General features: G+C 57.1%; 19 protein-coding genes. 13 read left to right on the top strand and 6 right to left on the bottom strand.

What is annotated here, in order from left to right; translation table 11 throughout:
- Positions 1–69: 69 nt before the first annotated feature.
- Together C5L39_RS08060 and C5L39_RS08055 are read right to left on the bottom strand one after the other, a co-directional pair.
- Positions 70–3,810: an ABC transporter ATP-binding protein gene (locus tag C5L39_RS08060; RefSeq protein WP_123048382.1), complete on the bottom strand. Its 3,741-nt coding sequence runs from the start codon at positions 3,808–3,810 to the stop codon at positions 70–72.
- 126 nt (positions 3,811–3,936) lie between these two features.
- Complete coding sequence (locus C5L39_RS08055) at positions 3,937–4,755, bottom strand: shikimate 5-dehydrogenase (RefSeq protein ID WP_123048381.1); 819 nt, start codon at positions 4,753–4,755, stop codon at positions 3,937–3,939.
- A 19-nt stretch (positions 4,756–4,774) separates the two neighbouring features.
- On the opposite strand from C5L39_RS08055, the gene C5L39_RS08050 reads away from it, so the two are divergent.
- The 4 genes from C5L39_RS08050 (at position 4,775) to C5L39_RS08035 (ending at position 8,653) form a co-directional block, all read left to right on the top strand.
- Positions 4,775–6,388, top strand: coding sequence for a carboxylesterase/lipase family protein (locus tag C5L39_RS08050; protein WP_123048604.1), 1,614 nt, complete (start codon positions 4,775–4,777; stop codon positions 6,386–6,388).
- Between the two features lie 67 nt (positions 6,389–6,455).
- Positions 6,456–7,292, top strand: coding sequence for a hypothetical protein (locus C5L39_RS08045; protein WP_123048380.1), 837 nt, complete (start codon positions 6,456–6,458; stop codon positions 7,290–7,292).
- Between the two features lie 38 nt (positions 7,293–7,330).
- Entirely contained in the window at positions 7,331–8,347 is a 1,017-nt protein-coding gene (locus C5L39_RS08040) for a serine hydrolase domain-containing protein (RefSeq protein WP_165858015.1), read from the top strand.
- Positions 8,348–8,368: 21 nt separating this feature from the next.
- Positions 8,369–8,653, top strand: coding sequence for a toxin-antitoxin system YwqK family antitoxin (locus C5L39_RS08035; protein WP_126268745.1), 285 nt, complete (start codon positions 8,369–8,371; stop codon positions 8,651–8,653).
- Positions 8,654–8,680: 27 nt separating this feature from the next.
- Here C5L39_RS08035 and C5L39_RS08030 read toward each other — a convergent pair whose 3' ends face one another.
- A complete protein-coding gene (locus C5L39_RS08030; protein ID WP_123048377.1) occupies positions 8,681–9,151 on the bottom strand; it encodes a hypothetical protein in 471 nt (156 codons plus the stop codon).
- Positions 9,152–9,255: 104 nt separating this feature from the next.
- Between C5L39_RS08030 and C5L39_RS08025 the strand changes: the two genes are divergently transcribed.
- From C5L39_RS08025 to C5L39_RS07985, 9 genes are all read left to right on the top strand, one after another.
- Positions 9,256–10,485, top strand: coding sequence for an MFS transporter (locus tag C5L39_RS08025; protein ID WP_123048376.1), 1,230 nt, complete (start codon positions 9,256–9,258; stop codon positions 10,483–10,485).
- Between the two features lie 542 nt (positions 10,486–11,027).
- Positions 11,028–12,401: an NAD(P)-binding domain-containing protein gene (locus tag C5L39_RS08020; RefSeq protein WP_123048603.1), complete on the top strand. Its 1,374-nt coding sequence runs from the start codon at positions 11,028–11,030 to the stop codon at positions 12,399–12,401.
- Between the two features lie 174 nt (positions 12,402–12,575).
- The gene (locus tag C5L39_RS08015; RefSeq protein ID WP_165858014.1) at positions 12,576–13,586 is read left to right on the top strand and encodes a substrate-binding domain-containing protein; all 1,011 of its coding nucleotides are present in this window, start codon (positions 12,576–12,578) and stop codon (positions 13,584–13,586) included.
- Complete coding sequence (locus C5L39_RS08010) at positions 13,583–14,623, top strand: ABC transporter permease (RefSeq protein WP_123048375.1); 1,041 nt, start codon at positions 13,583–13,585, stop codon at positions 14,621–14,623. The genes C5L39_RS08015 and C5L39_RS08010 overlap by 4 nt, the downstream gene beginning before the upstream one ends.
- On the top strand, positions 14,620–15,387 hold the full coding sequence (locus C5L39_RS08005) for an ATP-binding cassette domain-containing protein (protein ID WP_123048374.1): 768 nt from the start codon (positions 14,620–14,622) through the stop codon (positions 15,385–15,387). The genes C5L39_RS08010 and C5L39_RS08005 overlap by 4 nt, the downstream gene beginning before the upstream one ends.
- 199 nt (positions 15,388–15,586) lie before the next feature.
- On the top strand, positions 15,587–16,345 hold the full coding sequence (locus tag C5L39_RS08000) for a LamB/YcsF family protein (protein ID WP_123048601.1): 759 nt from the start codon (positions 15,587–15,589) through the stop codon (positions 16,343–16,345).
- Positions 16,342–17,943, top strand: coding sequence for a 5-oxoprolinase subunit B/C family protein (locus tag C5L39_RS07995; RefSeq protein WP_123048373.1), 1,602 nt, complete (start codon positions 16,342–16,344; stop codon positions 17,941–17,943). Before C5L39_RS08000 ends, C5L39_RS07995 begins: the two co-directional genes overlap by 4 nt.
- Entirely contained in the window at positions 17,940–19,685 is a 1,746-nt protein-coding gene (locus tag C5L39_RS07990) for an acetyl/propionyl/methylcrotonyl-CoA carboxylase subunit alpha (RefSeq protein ID WP_123048372.1), read from the top strand. Before C5L39_RS07995 ends, C5L39_RS07990 begins: the two co-directional genes overlap by 4 nt.
- Before the next feature lie 10 nt (positions 19,686–19,695).
- On the top strand, positions 19,696–20,316 hold the full coding sequence (locus C5L39_RS07985; RefSeq protein WP_123048371.1) for a GntR family transcriptional regulator: 621 nt from the start codon (positions 19,696–19,698) through the stop codon (positions 20,314–20,316).
- On the opposite strand, the gene C5L39_RS07980 is transcribed toward C5L39_RS07985, so the two are convergent.
- The 3 genes from C5L39_RS07980 to C5L39_RS07970 all read right to left on the bottom strand — a co-directional run bounded on the left by C5L39_RS07980 (position 20,313) and on the right by C5L39_RS07970 (position 23,807).
- Positions 20,313–21,110, bottom strand: coding sequence for a putative hydro-lyase (locus C5L39_RS07980; protein WP_123048370.1), 798 nt, complete (start codon positions 21,108–21,110; stop codon positions 20,313–20,315). The genes C5L39_RS07985 and C5L39_RS07980 overlap by 4 nt on opposite strands.
- The gene (locus C5L39_RS07975; RefSeq protein ID WP_123048369.1) at positions 21,110–22,399 is read right to left on the bottom strand and encodes an NRAMP family divalent metal transporter; all 1,290 of its coding nucleotides are present in this window, start codon (positions 22,397–22,399) and stop codon (positions 21,110–21,112) included. The genes C5L39_RS07980 and C5L39_RS07975 overlap by 1 nt, the downstream gene beginning before the upstream one ends.
- Before the next feature lie 325 nt (positions 22,400–22,724).
- Entirely contained in the window at positions 22,725–23,807 is a 1,083-nt protein-coding gene (locus tag C5L39_RS07970; protein WP_197714732.1) for a DNA cytosine methyltransferase, read from the bottom strand.
- Positions 23,808–23,818 lie beyond the last annotated feature (11 nt).

Below are 23,818 nucleotides of genomic sequence, written 5' to 3'. Positions count from 1 at the left end.
ATTGTTCTCTACAGGGTACCGTGTTCTCGCCCCACGTCCGGCACCGCCTGGGGGCATTTTCCACCCCCATTACCGGTGTGCCCGCCACATCATGGCATAGGCGCTTTCGCGGTGCAGAAGCTCGGAATGGGTTCCGTCCTCGATGATACGTCCCTTATCGATCACGATGATCCGATCGGCCCGGGCAGCAGTGGCTAAACGGTGCGCTACTACCACCGAGGTCCGTCCCTGGGTGATCTTGTCGGCAGCCTCTAGCACCGCTGCTTCTGTCGCCGGGTCGAGGGTTGCGGTGGCTTCATCGAGCAACATGACATCTGGTTTTAATAGCTCTGCTCGGGCTAGCGCGATCAGTTGACGCTGCCCAGAAGAAAGGCCTCGGCCACGTTCACCAACGAGACCATTGAAACCACCGGGTATGGCTGCGATGATGCCGATGGCGTCGATTCTGCGCACGGCATCTTCAATTTCTTCCTGGCTAGCGCCTGGGCAACCGTAGGAGATGTTTTCGGCGACAGTGCCGATAAACAGGTGTGCTTCCTGGGGGACTTGCGCGATAGTCCGGCGCCAGTGGGCTAATGGGAACTGACGGATATCTGTGCCCGAGGCGGTGACTGACCCAGCGACTGGATCATAAAACCGAGACAACAGCTTGACGACGGTCGATTTTCCAGCGCCAGTAGGACCGACGACCGCGACCGTCGTTCCCGGCGTGATGCGAAGATCTAAATCCTGGACGATCAGTGCTGAGTCAGCTGCATAAGAAAAGGAGACGTGGTCGAAGTCTAGGGAGCCTTGGGCAGCTAAGGCGGCGTCGTCACGCACTCCGCGATCGGTCACAGAAGGACGGGTCGCCAGCAGGTCAGTGATGCGGCGGAAACCGACGGTGGCTTGCTGCCAGGAATCGAAGATCTGGCCAAGCTGCTGAATGGGACCGTAGAGCTGGGCCAAATACATGACGAAGGCAATGAGGATGCCAGCACTGAGGCTGCCATCAGCTACTCGGCTAGCGCCCACGCCGAGCACGATGGCGGTGGTGATCTGCGAGATGGCATTCATACCGGGGAAATACAAAGCAACAGCGGCTTGCGCGCGGGTACGCAGGCGTCGGTAATTCTCGGAATCAGCGGTGAACGCAGCTAAGGCCTGTTCAGTTTTCCCGTGCATCTGGGCAACCCGGAGACCGTTGATATTTTCTTGGAACGCGGCGTTAACTGCGCTGACTTGCTCGCGGGCGGCAGTGTAGAGCTGAGAGGAGATCTTTCGGAAAACAATGGTGGCGGCACCAATGATCGGGATGGCTGCTACCGCAACCAGCGACAGGCTGGCGTCGGTGAACGCAAGCATGGTGATAATGCCTCCGAGCGTTCCCAGTGACACGATCGCCTGGGCAAGCCCGGTTTGCAGGAAAGAACTCAAGGTATCGATATCGGTGGTCATCCGGGTCATGATCTGGCCGGAGACGTTCTTCTCGTAGTAGTCCATGCTCAGTCGCTGCAGATGTGCAAAGCTGCGCAGTCGTAGTCCATAGAGCAGGCGCTCGCCGGTCCTAGCCGTCAGCACCACCAACGCGGTCGCAGCAATCCAGCTGATAAGTACTACCAGCACTCCTAAGCCAGCGATCTCCCAGAGGGTTTGCAAGGAGTCTTGCCCAACGCCATCGTCGATGGCCCAGCGCATGAGAGTGGGGAAAGCCAAGCTCGTGAGCACGCCGACGATGAGCAGTCCGATCAGTCCCACGATCAGGCGGGAGACGGTGCGGAAGAGATCTCGCACCCGAAAATCTGCATGGTCGGCGCGTAACTCGTCTGGATCAAGCGTGGGTTGTTCGGTGGCTGGTGGCAATCTATCGACTCGGGCTAACAGCTCTGGGGTGGCGGTGATATTCGACATCCCGCCCATTCCACGTCCGCCCATTCCACCACCGCCGCCACCTGGCCGCCCACCGATCTGTCCGGTGGCGTTGGTGATGTGCTCAGTGCGCGAATGGGTCACTTGCTCGGGCCAGAGGACTTCGTGTGCCGGAGCGATAAGTTCTTCCCGCGCTAGCTCCGGGACGGGATCAGGATTCATGAGCTTTCGGTAACGGGGATCATCCTGGAGCGTAGTTAGCTCACCGGAGAGAGTCACTCGTCCTTGGTCAACAATGGCGACGCGCTCGGCCAGATCTAGGGTGGATTGCCGGTGGGCGATGGCCAAGACGGTGACCTCGCTCAATTCGGCGCGCAGAGCGGCGATGATGCGCGCCTCGGTAGAAGAATCGATAGCAGAGGTGGCGTCGTCGAGCACGAGGATGCGCGGACGTGCCAGCAGTGCACGTGCTAGGGCGATGCGCTGGCGCTGTCCTCCTGACAATGTGAGCCCGCGTTCCCCGACCACGGTATCTAAACCGGAGGGCAAGTCATCGATGAACTCAGCGGCCTGGGCAAGCTCAGCCGCGTGGATAATCTCAGCATCGGAGGCTCCGGAACTCATGGCGATGTTCTCACGGATGCTTGATGAATAGAGGAAAGCCTCGTCAAAGACACAAGTCACGGCAGAACGTAGGTCGGCGCCGGTCAGATTAGAGGTGTCTACGGGATTGCCGCGGGCGTCGATAAGCTCGATTGCCCCGGAATCAGGGGCGTAGAAGCCGCCGATGAGTTGGACCGCCATGGATTTACCTGAGCCCGGTGGGCCGATCAACGCGAGGGTCTCACCTGGGCTGACATCGAGAGTCAATCCGTCCAGGACAGTTTGTTCGGAGGTGGCGAAGGATACCTCGGATAACCGCAGACCCAAGGGACCCTCGGGGAGGGAAGCGGGCACTGGCAGGTCTTCGCGGCCAGGTGAGATATCGAGGAGCTCGGCGATGCGGTCGAGGGACGCCATGCCCATTTGCAGGGTCACAATCAGTCCCGAAAGCATGCTTACGATTTGCGTCAGGGAGGTCAAAAAGACGGAGAAAGCGAAGAAAGTGCCCACCGTGATATCCCCACGCAACACCAGCCAGCCACCGAGCAAGATATTGACCACTAGCGCTAATTGCGGAATGTTCGACAGCAGTGGTTGGAAGCGCGACATCAGTTTCGCCGCGCGCATTTTGGTGGAATAGAGCACTCTGCCCAATCGGTCGAGGCGTTCGACTTCCCGATTTTCTTGGGCGAAAGCCTTGACTACGCGGACACCCGTGACAGTCTGCTCGACATGGGTAGCCAGGTCCGCAGTGGCTTGTTGGGAGACCCACGTAGCCGCATAAACCGAGCGGCGAGACAAGACCGCGATCAGCACGATCACGGGTAAAAATGCCAGAGCGATGACCGTCAGCAGGGGAGAGACCGTCAACATGACCACAGCTGTGATCACCAATTGCAGGAGCAATCCCAGCGCCATGGGGCCCATCGCCACCAACCCTTGAGTGGCGTTGAGATCAGAGATAGAACGAGAGACGATCTGCCCGGTGACGATGCCATCTTGGCCCGGCCCATCCAGCCGTTGCAATGTCTGCAAGATTCTTACTCGCAGGGTGTGCTGGGTATCAATAGAGAGCCGACCTGCGGTATATCGGCGGGCAAATTGGCTCAGAAAGCGCAGAATTGCCACTGCAATGAGTACCGTCACGATCGCCTGCAACGGAGCCAAGCCAGGCAGCAGCCGGGTAGCCGCAGTCGAATCGATGGCTCCGGTAGCCACGTCTACTGCGGAACCCGTCAATAAGGGAATAGCGATCTCAAACAACACGGCGCTGACCGTGGCGATGATCGTAATAAGAGTAATGCCCCGGCGCTGCCGCAGAGCGGCGAGTAGCTCTCGGGTGCCAGCGCTACGAGCCACCTAGTAACCAATCCTCAGAACAAGGGAAACCCAGCTGCTACACACGCAGCGAGAAAGAGCTCGGCGTCGCGTGGACCGGAAGTTCATGGCTGTTTCCTTGGCTATTTTGTTGCGTGTTTTTAAGTGTTAGTACCCGGGGTTATTGGCATAGTCTTCGGCCGCGATGACCTGGGCAGGGGTGGGCGTGACTCCGGTATAAAGAGCGAATTGCTCTGCCGCTTGGAGGGCGACGACCTCACTGCCGTTGATGCTGGGTACGCCCAGTCGCGCAGCGGCCTTGATCAATGGGGTCTCTACTGGGAAAGCGACGACATCGAAAATGACTGCAGCGCGGGTGATCTGTTCGTCACTAAATGCCTGGGCTTTTTCATCGCCGCCGTTCATTCCCATCGGTGTGACATTGATGAGTAACTGGGCATCTTCGGGTACTTCGGTGGCGTAATCCCAGCCATAGCGGGCCGCCAAAGCGTTGCCAGTTTCTTGGTTACGGGCCACAACGGTTCCGGTCATTCCATGATCAGCGACCGCAGCGACTACCGCATTGGCCATTCCACCGGATCCCAGGACGGCCACTGGGAGGGAAGGATCCACCTCATGTGAACGCAGCAGCATGGCTACCGCGACGTAGTCAGTGTTGTATCCAACCAGCTCACCATCAGTATTAACGATCGTGTTGACCGAACCGATGCGCTCGGCAGAGGCATCGAGGGCGTCGATAAGCGGGATGACGTCTTGCTTGAAGGGCATAGAAACCCCGGCACCACGGATACCCAGACCACGCATGCCAGCCACCGCTGCGGTGATGTCTACGGGGGAGAACGCTTGATAGAGAAAATTAAGGTTCAGTTCGGAGTAGAGCCAGTTGTGGAAACGCACTCCATGATTCGAAGGGCGGGCAGCCAATGAAACGCAGAGTGTCGTATTGCGGTCGACGTAGTTAACCATGCTCACTACCGTAGTAGTTATGAATGAGTCCGCTACCCCGGGTCCCGAGATCACCACCACCGCTGGCGTGGTCCGCGGCCTGGTGGATCGAGAACTGGGAATCCAAACCTGGAGGGGAGTGCCCTTCGGGGCCGATACTTCTGGCTCCCAGCGTTTCCGCGCCCCGCAACCTCCGAATGAATGGCGCGGGGTAAAAGATGCCACCGCGTTTGGCCCGCGCGCCCCACAGCCGACCTACTCCTGGACCGACCGCGTCATCGGCTCCGAGGACTGCCTAAATCTGGACATCGTTCGACCCGACAACGATGATCAGCTCCCAGTGGTCGTCTATCTACATGGCGGTTCCTTCATCATGGGCGCCTCACACGAGCGCATGCTGCGCGGCTATCATCTGGCCACCACCATGCAGGTTGTCTATGTGGCCATCAACTTTCGACTAGGCGCGCTGGGGTATCTCGACTTGCGCAGCATTGGCGAAGATTGCGTGGCCAACCCCGCGGTGCGCGACCAAATCCTGGCACTGCAATGGGTGCAATCCAATATTGCTGCCTTTGGCGGTGATCCTGACAATGTCACCCTCATGGGTGAATCCGCAGGTGGGGCCTCAGTAACCACGCTGATGGGAGTATCTGCCACTCGTGGGCTATTCCACCGTGCAATCGCCCAATCGCCGCCGATCAGCGTTCTACATTCTCGTGCGCAGGCGACACTGTGGGCCAGGGAATTGGTCTATCGCATGGCCTTGCCCAGGCAAACCACCCTCTCGGATCTACGCCAGATGGAGGCTGCTGACCTCGTGCGCGCCGGGCAGTCGATGATGTGGAGAGGTGGGGAACTACTACATCTGAACTCTTGCTATGCCCCTACTGTCGACGGCGGGGTGGTTCCCGATCATCCGATGAATATCTTCCAAGCTGGGCAACAGGCCCAGGTTCCGCTACTGATCGGAACCAACTCCGATGAGGCGAGCTTTTCCAAGCTCTTCTATATGCGCACGGTTGCTCGCTCGCGGGCAGCGCTGCGACTATTGACCGCCTTTGACCCCGAGCATGCCCCGCGAGTGCTGGCAGCTTATGACGGCGCTACTGAGCGCACTCAATTTGCCGAACTGCTTGCCGACGCCCTCTTCTGGGCGCCTTCGATCCGGCTGGCCTCTGATCACTCTCAGATGGCACCGACCTGGATGTATCGCTTTGACTACGCGCCAGCGGCCCTGCGCTGGTTGGGGATTGGTGCGATGCACTCGCTGGAGCTTTCAGCGGTCTTTGGCGACCCAGCGGCCTCGAGGACCAACGGCTTTGCTCGCTTGGGTGGGATGGATGGTCTTGAGGAGCTGACGCAGATGATGCAATACCACTGGGGACAGTTCATTCATCACGGCCATCCAGGCTCAGAATGGCCAGCTTATCGCCGTCCCACCGATGACACCCCGGGACGGGCTACTGCCATATTTGATGACGGCTTGCGAGTGGTTTATGACCCGAAGGCCGCTCGTCGTCGAGCCTGGGAAGACTACCGCATGATCGAGTGGGGCAATGGTCGACCAGAGCTATTAGAAAATCTCGGTTTGATGATTGGCGATGAATTAGGAGGTGATTCCAATCGCTGGGCAGGAGATCGCGCGCGAGGCTAGGCTGGGTCCGGATCGCCGATAGCGGTTGTTACCTCTTGTACCGGTTTTATTGGAAGGACACCCAGCCATGAGCTTCTTCGAGGATATTGCCGCTGCCCTGGACGCCGAGGGAATTGAGTCTCGCGTCAACGATGACATCATGTTCGTGCCCATTACCTCGGACTTAGAGATCCAGTTCATGGAAATTGATGTGCTGCTTCCGGCAGCCAATGTCTATATCGCCGCCGCTGACGTGGATGAAGATGATGAGAACTTTGAAGCAGTGTTGGTCTCGGTAGTTTTCTCAGTTGAAGACGCGGTGGCCACGGTTGATCGCCATGTCGCCACTGATCAGGTCGTGACCGTGCTGCGTGACCTGCTTGAGGGCACTGATGAGCGGATCGGGGACTTGGAGTTCTACCAGGATGCGTTCAACGCGACCCTGGTTCGCGCAGAGGTGGGGGAGAACTCAGAACTGCAGGTTATGGTCGAGGTCGTCGACGGAGTTCCCACTGCAGCGGTGGAATTCGTGGCCGTAGGAGAATCCTTCGAGGATCTCATTGACCAAGCTATCGATGAACTTTGGGAATCCGATGGTGATGCACAGCTGAGCGACGAAGACCGTCAGCGCTTGTTTGCGGATCTTAATGCTGATGCAGAACTGGCCACTGATGAAGTTCTGGACCTGGGCACCTTTACCGATTTCGATCGTCTCTTTGACATCCTTTCGCTTGCCGCGGATCAGGCAGATGACTGGGAAGCTCAGTTGCTGTCCGTAGTTGAGATCACCGAGGATGAGCCTGATGTCTACGACATCTTTGGCGCTGACGATGGCGACGAAAGCGGAGTTGAAGAAGACGAAGATTTTGATGATGACGATGATGACGACCACGAAGAGGATAATGAGGTCGTCGAGGAAAGGTAGGTAGTCGGAGGATGCTCCGAGACCGTCCGAAACCACCTGTGTCAGAACGCCTCTTAGAGGTTGACACCAAGGTGGCAGCCATCCCTGACCACGGGGCAACCACCGTATCCGTCGAGCTACTTGATGGATCGGTCCGTCATCACTTCGACACCGATGCGATGTCGGCTCAAAGTCGTTTTGCGGCGGGAGCGGTGAGCAAGCTGTTTACTCATGCCTTGATCTTCCGCCTGATTGATCAAGGCAAGCTGAGTTATCACACGCCCGTTTCTTCTTTGGTGGCTGGCGGATCGCTGGCGGGTTTGCACGTGGTCGGAGGTCAAGATTTTGGGGCGGATCTCAATGTCGGCCATCTCATTGATCAGACCTCCGGTCTAGCCAGCTGGGAGGATGCTCGGGATCCTGCTCGTCGGACGGTTCTCGAGCAGATCGTGGACTGGGATCGAGTCATTGATGTTGATGAACAGATGGAAACTAGTGCTCGGATCGGTGCGAAATTCCCGCCAGGATCTGGTCAGCGGGCGCATTATTCAGATCTCAATGCCGAGCTATTAGCCCAGATTGCCCAACAAGTCAGTGGTCAGGAGTTCTCAGAGCTGGTTAAAGAGGTATTCCTTGAGCCTTTGGGGATGACTCGGAGCTCCTTCGCTGTTCCTGGGCAGGAGGAGTATGCAGATATCTATACCTCCAAGCATCCGGTGCGTCTCTCTCGTTATTTCTCGAGTTCCCTGGGGGCAGGCGGGGTGATCACCACTGCGGATGATCTGATGACTTTTACTCGAGCATTTTTTGGTGGTCAGTTATTTAGCCCTGTGCACATCATCGATCCGCTGATGCGTCGGATTCAATACCGTCCGCTACGCTATGGCGCTGGCATGATGTCGATCCAGCATCTACGTACTCCGTGGTCGAAGGCGTTGACGTTGCATGGTCATTCGGGAGTGCCTGGGTCATTTGCGTTCTACTGCCCGGAGAAGCAGGCGCTGATTGCCGGCACGATCAACGCCTTATTGGTTTCACCGTTTGACCTGATTGAGCGTTATCTGCGGGCGCTGTGAACCGCGTCTAGTATTCGCACCATGGACCGGAATAAATACGCCAACGGACATCCGAAAATGATCATTAAGGGCGATATCCTGACTCATTTTCACTCTGGTGGAGAAACCAAAGCACGTGGTCGGATCGTGGCGGATGACCCAGCTCGAATGGTGGGTAGATGGGAATTTTTTAAGAAGGCTGGTTTCCTGTGGAATATAGGAAATTTTGATGAAGATTCCCGCAAGCACGGGGACTGGACTCGCTACCGCGAGGATGGATCAGTAGAGGTGGCCCAAGTATTTGAACATGGCCGAAGGATTTCTTGATCGGCTATTGAATCCGACCCGGAAAAGTCAGGCTGCCGCGCTAAATCCGCTAAACAGTGACGCCGGGGACGGCACCGGTTGATAGTGGCCATCAACTAGCCATACGAAGGTCGGGGCGTGGCCGGTTGCCACTTCGTGGACGGCGGTCACTAGATCATTGTCGAGGAGAGCTCGAACCCAACCTTCTGACACCGTCGGGTCAAGCGCTCCACCGCTAGTGGCAGTGATGCGGAGGGTGACTAGGTAGGCAGGCTGGCGCTGTTGGCCAAAGTCGCGTACTTGGGCTCTTACTTGGTCGCCGACCCGATGGCGGGTCAAAGCTACTGTCAGTGGGGAAGTGCCAAAGATTCCCGGCAGGTGTTTAGAAGGCGGCCGCCATTGAGGTACTGGGCGAGCCAGGCTGCGGGGATGGTGCATGATCGAGCGCACATCCGCCAATTCGACGGCTCGGGTGTTGCGCAGATGGTGGGCAATGCGAGCAGGTGAGGTGGTGTTCATGATTGGCAGTCTAGAGAATTGAAGTAACACATACGTTCGATTCTATCGAACATGCGTGCGATTGCTACCGATGTTCACTCATCTGAGGGGAGGGGATTAGTCTGATGAGAGTTATGACCAAAAAGCAACGCTCGGCAACGCCCACACTGCCCACCGAAATCTGGGTCCTCGTGGCCGCCGCGTTTATTATCGCCTTAGGGTATGGCCTGGTAGCGCCTATTATTCCTCAGTTTGCGGTGAGCTTCGATGTCTCGATGGCCGCTGCCGGAGCAGTAATTTCTATCTTTGCGGCTTCGCGGTTGGTTTTTGCCCCGGTATCTGGACGCCTGGTCGATGCACTTGGTTCCCGCAAGGTCTATCTCACTGGTTTGCTTACAGTGGCCATTGCAACTGCGTTGGTCGCTGGAGCGCAGGCCTACTGGCACATCCTGCTGCTGCGCGGTATCGCTGGCATCGGTTCCACGATGTTTACGGTCTCTGCGATGGGGCTTATCGTCAAGCTTGCCCCGCCATCAGGAAGAGGGCGGGCCTCTGCCGTTTATGGCACCGCCTTCCTCGTGGGCAACGTCATTGGTCCCGTTATTGGCGCAGTTTTGTCCACGTTGGGAATGCGGGCGCCCTTTGTTATCTACGGAGTAGCCGTGGCAATGGCAGCTTTTGTCGTCTGGTGGAAGATGCCACGACATACCGACAATGCGGGACTGCATCGCAACACCCAACCGCCATTGACCTTTAGAGTGGCTATCCGGGATAGCGCCTACCGGTCAATTCTGGTCTCCGGGTTTGCTCATGGCTGGATCAACTTTGGAGTGCGGGTGGCCACCCTGCCCTTGTTTGCCGCCGCAATATTTCACCACGGTGGCGCGATCGCAGGTCTGGCCATGGCAGCCTTTGCTGCTGGAAATGCGGTTATGCTGCAGTTTTCTGGACGATTGGCAGACACCATTGGACGCAAACCCATGGTGATGACTGGTTTAGTGGTCAATGCAGTGTTTACCGGCGCACTAGGGTTTTCCGAAGGATATTGGTCGCTGCTGATTCTCTCTGCCTTAGCTGGGGCAGGATCTGGCCTGCTCAATCCAGCCCAGCAAGCGGTGTTGGCCGATGTTATTGGTCGTGAACGCTCAGGCGGCAAGGTCCTGGCCAATTTTCAGATGAGTCAGGATTTAGGTGCGATTACCGGGCCGATCATTATCGGAATGGTCGCGCAAGCCTATGGCTTCCAGGTCGGTTTCCTGCTCTGTGGGGTTATTGGTCTAGTGGCCGCAGCGGTATGGAGCTTGGGTCGGGAGAGCTTAGAAGTTAATCCGGTATCAACAGAGCCGGCAAGCTAGGTGGAGAGTCCATTCCGTGTCCAAGCATGTGCTCATTAGTGAGCGCTTATGACAGATTATGCCCGGTAGTAGCGCTATCTAGATAGCCGTTTCGGCTGAGATTGGTTGCCGAAGAATTATCTGTTTGATGGCAGGAAATGTTAATGTTGGAACTTGGGAATGGATCTGATCGAAAGGCGTAGCGCGGGTTTTCCCGTTGTGGCGCACCTTAAATGATGGTCGTTTCTGCCTCTTATGCCCCGAGAATTTTCTCGAGGGATTTAAGCGTGGCGGGAGCAGTCTTTCGGTCTGCCCGTGATGTGGTTTTGGCGCATCCGAAGGTCATGACTATGTACATAGGACGAGAGTTTTTCGGAAAATGTGCCGCTATCTGGTGGCGCCCCTGTCCGGGCCGGCATGAGGATAACCTCGTGTGCTGGCCTGTGAGTGGCAGTGAGTATGTCCGAAAAATCCGCGTGGTGTGTGGCTCGGCGTTGGATTGATTACACGCCCTGCTCCGCCACGCGACGGAGATTAAGGCCCTTGTGGCCGGAGAGGTACGTTTGAGCAAGAGCGTTGCGATTATCGGAGCAGGCCCCAGTGGCATGGCCCAGTTGAGGGCCTTTGAGTCCGCCCAGAAGAAGGGGCAGGAGATCCCAGAGATCGTCTGTTTTGAAAAGCAGGATGACTGGGGCGGGCAGTGGAACTACAGCTGGCGCACCGGTACGGACCGCTATGGCGAGCCGGTTCACTCCAGCATGTATCGCAATCTCTGGTCGAATGGGCCGAAAGAAGTTCTAGAATTCGCTGATTACACGTTTGATGAGCATTTCGGGAAGCCAATTTCTTCCTACCCGCCCCGCGAGGTGCTGTGGGATTACATCAACGGCCGAGTTCAGCAGTCGGATGTCAAGAAGATGGTGCGCTTTTCTACCGTCGTGCGTTGGGTTGACTACAACGAGGACACCGAGCTGTTCACCGTGACGGTAGAAGACCTGCGGACCGGCAAAACTGAGTCGAATACCTTCGACTACGTTGTCGTCGGCTCGGGCCACTTCACCTTCCCCAATGTTCCGGACTTCGATGGCGTTGAGACCTTCCCCGGGGTCATCAACCACGCCCATGATTTCCGCGGTGCTGAGAGCTTCGCAGACAAAGACGTGCTGATGATCGGTGCGAGCTACTCTGCCGAGGATATCGGATCGCAGGCCTATAAAATGGGTGCGCGTTCGGTGACCATGAGCTACCGGACCCAGCCGATGGGCTACCAGTGGCCGGAAGGCATTGACGAGCAGCCCTTGGTCGATCACATCGACGGCTCCACTGTGTACTTCAGCAATGGAGTCTCCAAGGAGTTCGATGCCATTATTCTGTGCACCGGCTACCTGCACCACTACCCATTCCTGCCCTCTGATCTGGCGTTGGATTCGCCGAACACGATCTACCCAGATCACCTTTATGAGGGCGTGGTCTCTGAGGCCAATAACAAGCTGTTCTACCTCGGCGCTCAAGATCAGTGGTTGACCTTCAACATGTTCGATGCCCAGGCTTGGTTCGTTCGCGATATCATCCTTGGCCGTATCGAGCTGCCCGATGCTGCGACCCAGCGTGCGCACATGGATCAGTGGAAGGATCGTTTCCTAGCTCTGTCGGGCAAGGACGATGACATTGATTTCCAATGCGATTACGTCCGTAAGCTCATCGAGCAGACCGATTACCCGATGTTCGATTTGGTCGAGGTCGCCGATATTCTCAAGTCTTGGACACATGATAAAAAGCGCGACATTATGGGCTACCGCAACGCCGTTTACCCTTCCGTGCTCACCGGCACCATGGCAGCTCAGCACCACACCGAGTGGCTGGATGCGCTCGATGACAGTCTGGCGACGTACTTGGCTGTTCCGGAGTCAGCTGAGTCCGGGGCCACTAGCGTCTAGATCCTGATTTCTAGGTTTGTGATAGACACACCCCGCTTATCGACGCTCGCCCTGCTGAAGGTGGGCATCGATAGGCGGGGTTTGTTCTATCAGTGCAGCAGAGACCGTCTTAATCGATTCTGAACGGGCAGAGTTAGTTTGACTTGTTGTCGTGACCTGCGTTGACTCTGTTGAGTGAAACGCTTTCAGACTTCTCGCAGACTGTTGTCAGCCCTTGCCGCAACTCTGAGCGCAGCCTTGGTGCTGACCGGTTGCTCTGCCACCGGAGGAGCCCCCCGTGATAGTGCGGGCGGGGAAGGCGGCGGGACCGTCGATACGCCACGCATCGTGGTCGCGATGGTGAGCCACGGCGCACCAGGGGACACCTTTTGGGACTTAGTCCGCCAGGGGGCTGAAGACGCCGCTCGTAAAAGCAATATTGAGCTGCGTTACTCAGCTGACCCACAAACGCCGAATCAAGCCAACCTCATTCAATCGGCCATTGACGCCGAGGTTGATGGCTTAGCCGTCACCATGCCCAACGCGGATGCTCTCGGGCCGGTTGCTCAGCAAGCTGTCGAGGCAGGTATCCCAACGGTAGGGCTTAACGCTGGCATGGATCGCTACCAAGAGTTTGGGCTCAGCGGCTTTTTCGGACAATCGGAAAGCCTGGCCGGTACTCAAGCGGGCGAGCGCTTGGCCCAAGACGGGGCGCAACATGTGCTGTGTGTGATTCATGAGCAGGGCAATTCCACGCAGGAAGACCGTTGTGCCGGAGTCGAAGAAGGACTAGCCGGTACCGCCGAATTGGAGACAATTTACGTCAACGGAATGGACCTGACCTCTGTGCAGTCCACCCTGCAGGCCAAGCTCTCTCAAGATCAGTCGATCGACTGGGTCATGGGTCTGGTTACCCCGGTGGCACTGACTGCCGTTGAATCAGTTCAGGCATCGGGATCCGCGGCCCAAATCGCGACCTTTGATACCAACTCCCAATTGGTCGATGCCGTTCGTGATGGTGAGATTCAATGGGCGATCGACCAACAGCCCTACCTGCAGGGCTACCTGGCGGTGGATGCGATCTGGCTTGCCCACCGCAACGGCAGCACCGTCGGCGGCGGCCAGCCGGTCTTTACCGGCCCGAGTTTTATTGACTCCACCAACGTCGAGACTATTGCTGAGGCAGCCAAGGACGGTCTTCGATGAGTGCGACAGAGACATCTCCGAAGGCCAACCCACGGCCAGTCCTTGAGCAATTGACAGCGCTGAGCCGTCGGCCTGAATTGGCCAGCCTCCTAGGTGCACTGATTATTTTCGTGCTCTTTATGATCGTCGCGCCGGCATTTCGGTCCTGGGACGCCTTCGCCACGGTGCTTTATGCCAGCTCAACCATTGGGATTATGGCGATAGCCGTGGGGCTGTTGATGATCGGAAATGAGTTTGATCTATCCTCCGGCGTAGCTGTGACCACTGCAGCCTTGGCTGCGACGATGCTCAACTACAACCTGTGGCTCAACTCGTGGGTTGGCGCCTTGCTCGCACTGGGAATCTCCCTCGGAATCGGCTTTCTCAACGGCTACCTAGTGGTTCGAACCAAGATCGCTTCCTTCTTGATCACCTTGGCAGCATTTCTCATGCTCCAAGGGCTCAACCTGGCGGTGACCAAACTGATTACCGGGCAGGTGGCTACTCCGATTATCTCCGATATGGAGGGTTTTTCCTCCGCTCAGGCGGTCTTTGCCAGCAGCATCCCGATCTTCGGAGTTAACGTCCGAATCACGGTGTTTTGGTGGCTACTATTTATTGGGCTGGGTAGCTGGTTGCTCTACAAGACCCGGTTTGGCAATTGGATTTTTGCCGTGGGAGGCGATGAAGAGGCCTCCCGCGCGGTCGGTGTTCCGGTCAAGCGCGTCAAGATCACCTTGTTTATGTTTGTTGGTTTCGCAGCGTGGTTTGTCGGCATGCATAACCTATTTATGTTCGACTCCATCCAAGCAGGCCAGGGTGTGGGCAATGAGTTCCTCTACATCATCGCCGCAGTTATCGGTGGCTGTGCCATGACCGGCGGCCGCGGCACCGTCATTGGCACCGGAATCGGCGCGCTGATTTTCGGGATGACTAACCAGGGCATTGTCTATGCCGGGTGGAATCCCGATTGGTTCAAGTTCTTCCTCGGCGCGATGCTGCTCTTTGCCGTGATTACCAATAATCGTTTCGCTAAATTCAACCAGGAGCGTTCATGAGTGGGCAGGAATTAATCCGCTTGGAGGATATCTCCAAAAACTATGGTGCCTTCCATGCGCTCAAGGAGATATCACTTTCGGTGGATGCTGGCGCAGTCACGTGCGTGCTGGGGGACAATGGTGCGGGAAAATCCACTCTCATCAAGGTGCTAGCTGGGTTGCATGCGCCCTCGAGCGGACAGATGTATGTCGCTGGGGAACCGGTGGAGTTTAGCTCCCCCAGAGATGCCCTCAATGCCGGTATTGCGACTGTCTACCAAGATCTAGCAGTGGTGGGGCAGATGAGTGTGTGGCGTAACTTTTTCCTCGGTCAGGAACTCACCGGACTATTGGGCCGGCTCAAAGAACAAGAGATGAAAGACATCGCGGACCGGCAGCTCCGAGAAATGGGCATTGACTTACGCAATGTTGACGTTCCCGTGGATTCCCTTTCCGGCGGACAGCGTCAGGTAGTGGCTATCGCCCGCGCAATCTATTTCGGTGCCCGAGTGCTCATTTTGGATGAGCCCACCGCAGCATTGGGAGTCAAGCAATCTGGCATGGTGCTGCGCTTTATTGCCGTAGCTCGTGACCGCGGTATTGGGGTCATTTTCATTACTCATAATCCGCATCATGCCTACTTGGTGGGCAACCGATTCATCCTGCTCAACCTAGGTAATCAGGTACTCGATGCCACCGTGGAAGAAGTCTCACTCGAAGAGCTGACCTCGCAGATGGCTGGTGGAGGAGAGCTAGAGACTTTGAGCCATGAGCTGCAGGCTTAACGAAAGCGTAGGGCTAAAAATCATCGTGCTGGTTGGACCTTGCATGCTTGTCACCTAAGCCTGCAACCCACGCTAGATTCGGAAGATCTGGCGAGGAATGTGGGGTAGGGGTAGCCAAGAAATATCTATGACCCCCTTCACTCCGGGGGTTTATCTCGCTACACTGAAGATTGTTCAACAATCTGAGAAGGAGTGCGAGATGGTAACCATCGACCTCAACGCCGACCTTGGCGAGACCACCGCCGGAAACCCGGTGGCCGACGATGCCTCGATGATTAAACTCGTCTCGAGCGCGAACATTGCCTGCGGCTTCCATGCCGGCGATCCCCATGATATTGCTCGAACAGTGGAGTCTGCCGTCGCGCGCGGAGTCACCGTCGGCGCCCATGTCGGCTACCGTGACTCAGCCGGCTTCGGTCGCCGATTCATGGACTATGCACCGACCGAACTAGCTGATGAAGTGCTCTATCAAATCGGTGCGCTCGAAGCATTGTCGAGAAAACACGGCACCACTATCCGCTACGTCAAACCTCATGGCGCGCTCTACAACGCCATCGTCCACCACGAAGTTCAAGCTCAGGCTGTCATCGATGGCATCCGGGCCTTCGACCCCGATCTAGCAGTGATGCTCTTGCCTGGGGCAGTGGCCATGGATTATGCGCACAAGGCCGGAATGCAGGTCATCGCTGAGGCCTTCGCTGATCGTAACTACCAGCCCGATGGCACACTGGTCTCTCGTCAGCGAGCAGATGCAGTGATCAGCGATCCGGACCAGGTAGCGGATCGAGTGCTGCAGATTGCCTCCGAAGGCACAATCACCGCGGTGGATGGAACCCTATTGAATGTGGATGCCACCTCGGTGTGCGTCCACGGTGATTCCCCAGGCTCGGTCGCGATGACTAAATCGATTGTCGATCGCTTGGCTGCCGAGGGCGTCTCAATTAGGAGCGTCCTATGACAGAGCTTCCGTTAATAAGACCCATTGGCTCTCGCAGCGTGCTGGTTGATCTACCGGATCTAGCAAGCGTCATGGCCTGGCATAGTGAATTAACACGCTGCCCACTGCCTGGCCAGATCGATATCATCGCCGCTGCTCGCACTCTTTTGCTGAGCACGGATTCTCCACGCTCAGCCCTAAAAGCTGCCCAGCGCCTCCGAACTTTTAATCCAGCCGCAGCGCTTTCACAGCAGGCCAAGCAGGTCAGCATCGACGTCGTCTATGACGGAGCAGACCTGAGCCTAGCGGCCGAATTAGTCGGAATGAGCCCGGAGAGCCTGATTGCGTGGCATACCGATACTGATTGGGTCGGTGCCTTCGGTGGCTTTGCCCCAGGATTTAGCTATTGTGTGCCGGCCAACCCTGCCAACGCGCTGACTATGCCGCGCCGAGATTCCCCACGTACCGCAGTGCCCGCTGGTGCCGTCGCACTCGCCGGGGACTTTTCTGCAGTCTATCCGCGACAATCTCCCGGAGGCTGGCAGCTGATCGGCACCACCACGACTCCGATGTGGGATAGCACGATAGATCCTCCCGCACTGGTGGCACCTGGCGATCAGGTTAATTACCGAGCAGTGCGCGAACACATCCACATCAGTGATCACTCCACTAAGCATGCTGAGCACCAAGTCCCCGCTCGGCCCATCCTGCAGCTCACCGACCCTGGATTGCTCACCCTCATTCAAGATCTGGGCCGAGCGGGAAACGGCGACCTTGGAGTGGCTGAATCCGGCGCCGCCGATCAGGCATCGGCGCGCGCGGCCAACGCGGCCGTCGGAAATAACTCCGCGGCAGCGGTGCTAGAAAACATCGGCGGGCTGAAATTGCGCGCCTTGGCAGATACCGTCGTCGCCGTCACTGGAGCACAAGCAACCGTCAGCATTAACGATCGCCCTCTTAGCCTGGGTAGCCCTGCGCGGATCAGCGCCGGCGAGACCCTAGAAGTTGGGGAAGCTAACACGGGCTTGCGCTCCTATGTCTCCGTACGCGGTGGCTTTGTGGCAGAACAAACCCTGGGATCAGCGGCCACTGATCTGCTTTCTGGACTTGGACCGGTGCCGCTGAGAGATGCCGGTGTAGATCTCAACGGCGCACTTTTGCCCCAAGGCACAGTAGGAGCCTCGGTGGCTAACCCACTGCGAGTAGCGAAAAAGCAGGGCAGTACCCACGGTGAACTGCGCTGCGTACCAGGACCACGCGATGATTGGTTTAACGAAGGCATGGCTGCGCTGTGCTCTCAAGACTGGCAGGTCAGCGGAGAATCCAACCGGGTCGGGCTACGCCTTACCGGAATGGAATTGGATCGGTCTTTCGATGGTGAACTTCCCAGCGAAGGTATCGTCGCCGGATCCATCCAGGTTCCTGCGAATGGATTGCCGTTGGTTTTTCTCCGTGACCACGCCACCACCGGCGGATATCCGGTGGTAGCCACCGTCATCGCCGAAGACCTCGACATCGCCGGACAACTCCCGCCAGGGTCCACCGTGCGTTTTATCCCGCTAGACCCGGAAACACTAGCCCCCACCACCTCCGATTGTGAAGCAGAAAAGGACCAATGAGCGCCCCCACCTCCCTAAAGTCCGTCCTCATCGCCAACCGCGGCGAGATCGCTGTACGTATCGCCCGAGTCGCCCGTGACTTAGGTATTCGTTCCATCGCTGTCTATGCCGAACCAGACGCTGGGGCCTTGCACACCCTGATCGCCGACGAGGCTTATGCCCTGCCCGGGTCTGAATCCGCCGATACCTATCTCAATATTCCTGCGCTTCTCGACGTCGCCGCTCGCGCCGGCGCCGATTGCCTCCACCCAGGCTATGGCTTCCTCTCCGAAAACGCTGACTTTGCTCGCGCGGTGACCGCAGCAGGAATGACCTGGATCGGCCCAACTCCAGAGAACATCGAGACCCTCGGCGATAAGGTCGCGGCTCGAGCTATTGCCCTCGCAGCTGGCGCTCCGTTGGCACCGGGTACCCCGGAGCCCATCCAAGACTGGCAAGAAGCACAGGACTTTGCTGAGCAATACGGCCTGCCCATTGCCATCAAAGCAGCTTTTGGCGGCGGCGGCCGCGGCCTGAAAGTCGTGGAAAATGCTGCAGACATTGAGGATGCTTTTCTCTCTGCCGGACGCGAGGCCAGAGAGGCATTTGGCAGGGGAGAGTGCTTCGTGGAGAAATTCCTCACCCGCCCTCGCCACGTCGAAGCCCAAGTACTCGCCGATACCCACGGCAATGTTCGAGTCTTAGGCACCCGAGATTGTTCGACCCAGCGCCGCTACCAAAAGCTCATCGAAGAAGCCCCCGCACCATTTCTCAGCGAGGCTCAAAACCAGCTGATTATCGAAGGCGCCCGCGATATTTGCCTCAGAGCTGGTTACGTTGGCGCCGGAACCGTGGAATACATCGTCTCTGAAGACGGCACGGTTTCTTTCCTCGAAGTCAATACTCGTGTCCAAGTCGAACATCCCGTTACTGAGGCTGTCACCGGAATCGATATCATCGCCGAGCAATTTCGCATCGCTGATGGTCAAGAGCTTGAGCTTAAGACCGATCCTCAGCCACATGGCCATGCCTTCGAATTCCGCCTCAACGCCGAAGACGTCGCCCAAGGTTTCGTCCCCAGCCCCGGCACGGTTACCACCTTTGCACCTCCCACCGGACCTGGAATCCGCGTCGACTCCGGTGTGCAATCGGGCTCACAGATCCCCGGATTCTATGATTCTCTGCTGGCCAAGCTCATTGTCTGGGGTCCCAATCGCCAGGTGGCACTGCGACGCGCGGAACAAGCTTTAGCAGAGCTTAAGATCTCCGGGGTCCGCACCGTGGTGCCCTTCCATCGTGATCTGGTCACGCACCCCGATTTCTGCGGTGACCATTTGGGTATTCACACCACCTGGGTCGATCAAGACTATGTTCCCGGACAAGCCACCGGGATTGCAGACATCGAAGATGCCTATACCGAGCGGGAATCCCTCGTCATTGAGATTGACGGGCGTTTGCACCAGATTGGTATCCCTACCGGAATTCTTGGCAGGGGAGCAGCTATTCCAACTGAAACACCTGCGCATTCGCGCCGGGCAGAACCCGAAACCGCTGCCGGTGCAGTTCTAGCACCTTTTGCCGGCTCTTTGGTGGCTTGGAAGGTTGCCGATGGAGAGACCGTGAAGGAAGGGCAGCCGGTAGCAACCGTCGAGGCGATGAAGATGGAATCGGTAGTTACTAGCCCGAGCGCTGGCACCATCGCCTTGACCGTGTCGCCGGGGGAGAAAATCACCAAGGGAGATGTCTTGGGCCAAATCTCCTAGACTCGGAGGAATGCGTGCCAATACAACTGCCAGTGGAATCCTTCGGGCTATTTCAGCTGGCGATTTTGAACCAGGTGAACAGCTCGTTGAAGTAGATATGGCTAAACGATTTGGAGTCTCCCGCAATACCTTGCGGGAGGCTTTTGCCACGCTCATCGCAGATGGCTCTCTGGTCCGTATTAAAAATCGGGGCGTGTTCATCGCTAGCCCCAGCGCTCATGATGGCCAGGATCTCTTTTTGGCACGAGCCGCGATTGAGCCGGCGGCGATCTGCTGGGGCAGCCAACACGACGTCGATAAGCTCGCTGAGCTAGTAAGCACAGCCGAGTGGCTCCTAGAACGGGGCAATACCGACCAAGTAGCGGAGCTGAATCAACGCTTTCACCGGCAATTAGTCGCCGGGATGGGCTCTGGTCTATTGAATGAGACCATGGATCGATTGTTGGCGCAGATGAGATTAGTGTTTTTGCAGGTCTTAAAAAAGCAGCCCGATTTTCACGATGATTATGTGGAATCTAATCGCCGGCTAGTTGATCTAATGGTCGAGGGCAAAAACGCCGAAGCCGCCGCCCTCTTGCACGATTCTCTCGTACACACAGGACAGCGGATCCAGGAGCTATTGGAAGCTTAAGGAACTTGGTAAGCCAAGTCCCGAGCATCGGTGACCAACATATGACCAGGGCTATGGCTAATGGCCAGCGTGGGACGAGAATCCATCACCACCGCCTGCGGGGTCACCCCACAAGCCCAAAACACCGGGATCTCGCCCTCAGCGATTGCTACTGATTCGCCGAAGTCCGGTGCCCCAAGATCTTCGATGCCAATGGCCGCAGGATCTCCGACATGCACCGGCGCGCCATGGACTGCTGGGTAGCGTGAGGTAATCCGCACCGCATCTGCGACTTGCCCAGCCGGTATCGGACGCATGGAGACCACCAGTGGACCAGCGAATCGTCCCGCTGGGTTGGTCTGGATGGTGGTGCGATACATCGGCACGTTGCGCTCTTGAGCGATATGGGCAACTGGGACTCCGTTGTCCAAGAGCGCGGCCTCGAAGGTAAATGAGCAGCCGATAAGGAAAGAGACCATATCTTCACGCCACCATGCGGTGGCATCGGTTGCTTCCTCTACTAGCTCACCATCGCGAAAGAGCCGGTAGGCAGGAATATCCGTCCGGATATCGCCGCCGTTGAGCAGCTCCGAAGATACCTGGCCTGGCTCCAAGACCCCCAATAATGGGCAGGGCTTGGGGTTGCGCTGGGCGAAAAGGAGGAAATCAAACGCATCCTCTTTAGGCAGTGACAACAGGTTGGCCTGTGCAAAACCATGAGAGAACCCAGAAGTGGGCACGACGGTGCCGGCTCGGAAGAGTTCTCTGGCCTGGGACGGGCTGAGACCCGCCCGGTTGTTGAGCTCAGTAGTCATTACATTCCCCACAGGGCGGCAATACCGGAGAAGGACTTATAGCCGAGGAATACCGTCAGCACCCATGCCAGGGCACCGATAACCAGCAACCACTTGGGGTAGCGGTAGCCCTTGAGCAGGTCCGTGCGCCGCCAAGCAACCCAAAGCACGATGGCGAAGCCGATCGGAAGGATCAAGCCATTGAAGGCGCCAGCGAAGATCAGCAGTGCCTGCGGTGCAGCGTTGAGGGTCACGAAAATCGCGGCACAGACCGTAATGAAAGCGACGGTGAGCATGGTGCGCACCCGCGGTGCAGTATTCTGCGTGGTCACGAAGGTAATCGAGGTATAAGAAGCACCGATGACTGAGGTCAAGCCAGCAGCCCAGAGCACCACACCGAAGAGGCGAAGACCGATCTCGCCGGCAGCGTTGTAGAAGGCATCGGCAGCAGTGTTGTCTTGGGAGAGCGTTACGCCCGTGGAGACGACGCCGAGTACCGCAAGAAACAGCAAGGCTCGCATAATGCCGGTGACGACGATACCTAGGACGGAACCTTGAGTAATTTCCTTGAGGTTTTCCGGGCCGGTGATCTTGTTATCAATCATCCGGTGTGCGCCAGCGAAGGTGATGTAGCCACCAACAGTGCCGCCGATCAACGTGGTGATCACCAAGAAATCTACTTCGTCAGGCAGGACCGTGTTGCGCAGTGCCTCACCGACGGGTGGGGAGGAAACGATGGCGACATAGAGCATCAAGAGAATCATGATCGCGCCGAGGCCAACGACGATGCGGTCTAGTGCCAGCCCAGCTTTGCGGGACATGAAGATGAAGATGGCGACCAAAGCAGAGATAGCACCGCCGATTCGAGGGTCAAGACCAATCATGGCGTTGAGACCTAAGCCGGTGCCGGCGATATTGCCGATGTTGAATACGGCACCGCCGGTGAATACGAAGGCTGCCATCACCCAACCGAGGTAGGGGACAACGGTATTGCCCAACTCATTGGCGCGTAAGCCGGAGATTCCCAGCACCCGCCAGACGTTGAGCTGGATAGCAATATCCAACAGGATTGAGATGAAGATGGCGAAAGCGAAAGCCGCGCCCATCTGTGCGGTGAACACACTGGTCTGGGTGAGGAAACCCGGGCCGATGGCGCTGGTGGCCATCAAGAACATCGCGCCGAGGATGGCTGTGCGACGAGGAGCGTGCTTCAGACGGCTCGTCGTGGTGTCGGTGGATTCGGTGTCGCCAGAGTTGGCAACCGGACTGGTGGGATTCTGATCGCCAGAATCTGGTGTTGAGGTGCCCATCACGGTGGCCCTACCTTTCAGTCGTATGCCATAGAAAAATGTGATGTAGGGCAGTCTAGGGGATTGTTGAACAATGTGGAAGCGATTCTGAGAAATTTCTGTCGATTGGAAGGTATTTGATGTCGGAGGGGGCTTGTGGTATCTCGGGGAGCGGGCTGGGAAACAAGCAGCGGTCCGGGAATGGTGCAGGTTGGCTCGGCTCAAAGAGTCGATGCTCTCGGGGAGCGTTGCGGAGATCCTAAATGATCTTGCTTAAACTGCTGGTCAACGATGTCTCTAGCAGGTCTGGCTAAATGGCTAGACTGAGATAGTCTCGGCCTAGAATTCAGCCAGGGATCAGCTGAGAGATCTGGCGGCCGATTGCTGTTCCAAGTTCGAGAGGGACGGCGTTTCCAATCTGACGCGCAATTGAAGTTTTCGTCCCTACCCACAGATAGTTATCAGGAAATCCCATGAGACGTGTTGCCTCGAAGTGAGTGATCGCGCGAGGCTGCTCGGGGTGAAGATACCTACCCTTTTCAGGCTTGTTGAATTCAGTCCGGATGGTTACTGACGGCCTATCCCAGAACATTCGCCCCATGACATCTCCAGATCCTGAAGTATGGGATCTCCAACAGGGCGATTTAAGCTCATCTGGTAGATCGAATCGGTTGCCTCCGGCTGGGATGGTGGCGAATCGCTGTAGTGAGAGATCAGAATAATTGCGGGCTAAATGAAGCTCGAAGGAACGGAAAGGGCCGGGGCGAACCGAACCATTAAAACTGATTGAACGATCAGGAAGATCAGTGGAAGTGACAACCGGCTCGAGACCATTAAAGGCGTCGCGAACCGTGCGGTAATCGTTCTTACCTGATGAGCTTGGCGCCGGGAGCTTGAGCACAGGAACGTCACGTCGGGATCCGAGAATGATCATCCGTTTCCGAGATTGCGGAACACCATAGTCTGCTGTGTTCACGGTCCAAATAGAGGCGACGTAGTCTCGAAGCTGGCCGGTAGCCAGTTCGTTAATGAAAACTTCCTTCTGTTGAGATTTTTGAAACTGAGGAACATTCTCCATCACGAAGTAGCGCGGTGAAGTATCTGCTACAACTTGAGCGTATTGCTCCCAGAGGAAGTTCTTTTCGTCGTTCTCCTCCTGCCTACCGAGTGTTGAGAATCCCTGGCAGGGTGGGCCGCCCACCACTACATCGGTGTCTCGAGCTGCGCCGGAAGTCGCCCAGGATACGATATCGACGTTAGCCACATCAGCTTCAGGAAAATTGGTTGAGTAAGATGCCGCAGCGTCGAGATCCCATTCCACCGCTTGGAAAGGGGAGAGCCTGGGATCCGCTGCAGTCAGGCCAGCAGTCAACCCGCCGGCACCTGCAAAAAGATCCGTCACCCGGATACCTGATGGAGAGTCAATCACTTGAAGAATGC

Source organism: Corynebacterium alimapuense (assembly GCF_003716585.1).
Classification (GTDB): domain Bacteria; phylum Actinomycetota; class Actinomycetes; order Mycobacteriales; family Mycobacteriaceae; genus Corynebacterium; species Corynebacterium alimapuense.
The sequence above is the reverse complement of the archived record's forward strand: the minus strand, read 5'-3'. Positions and strand labels throughout refer to the sequence as shown.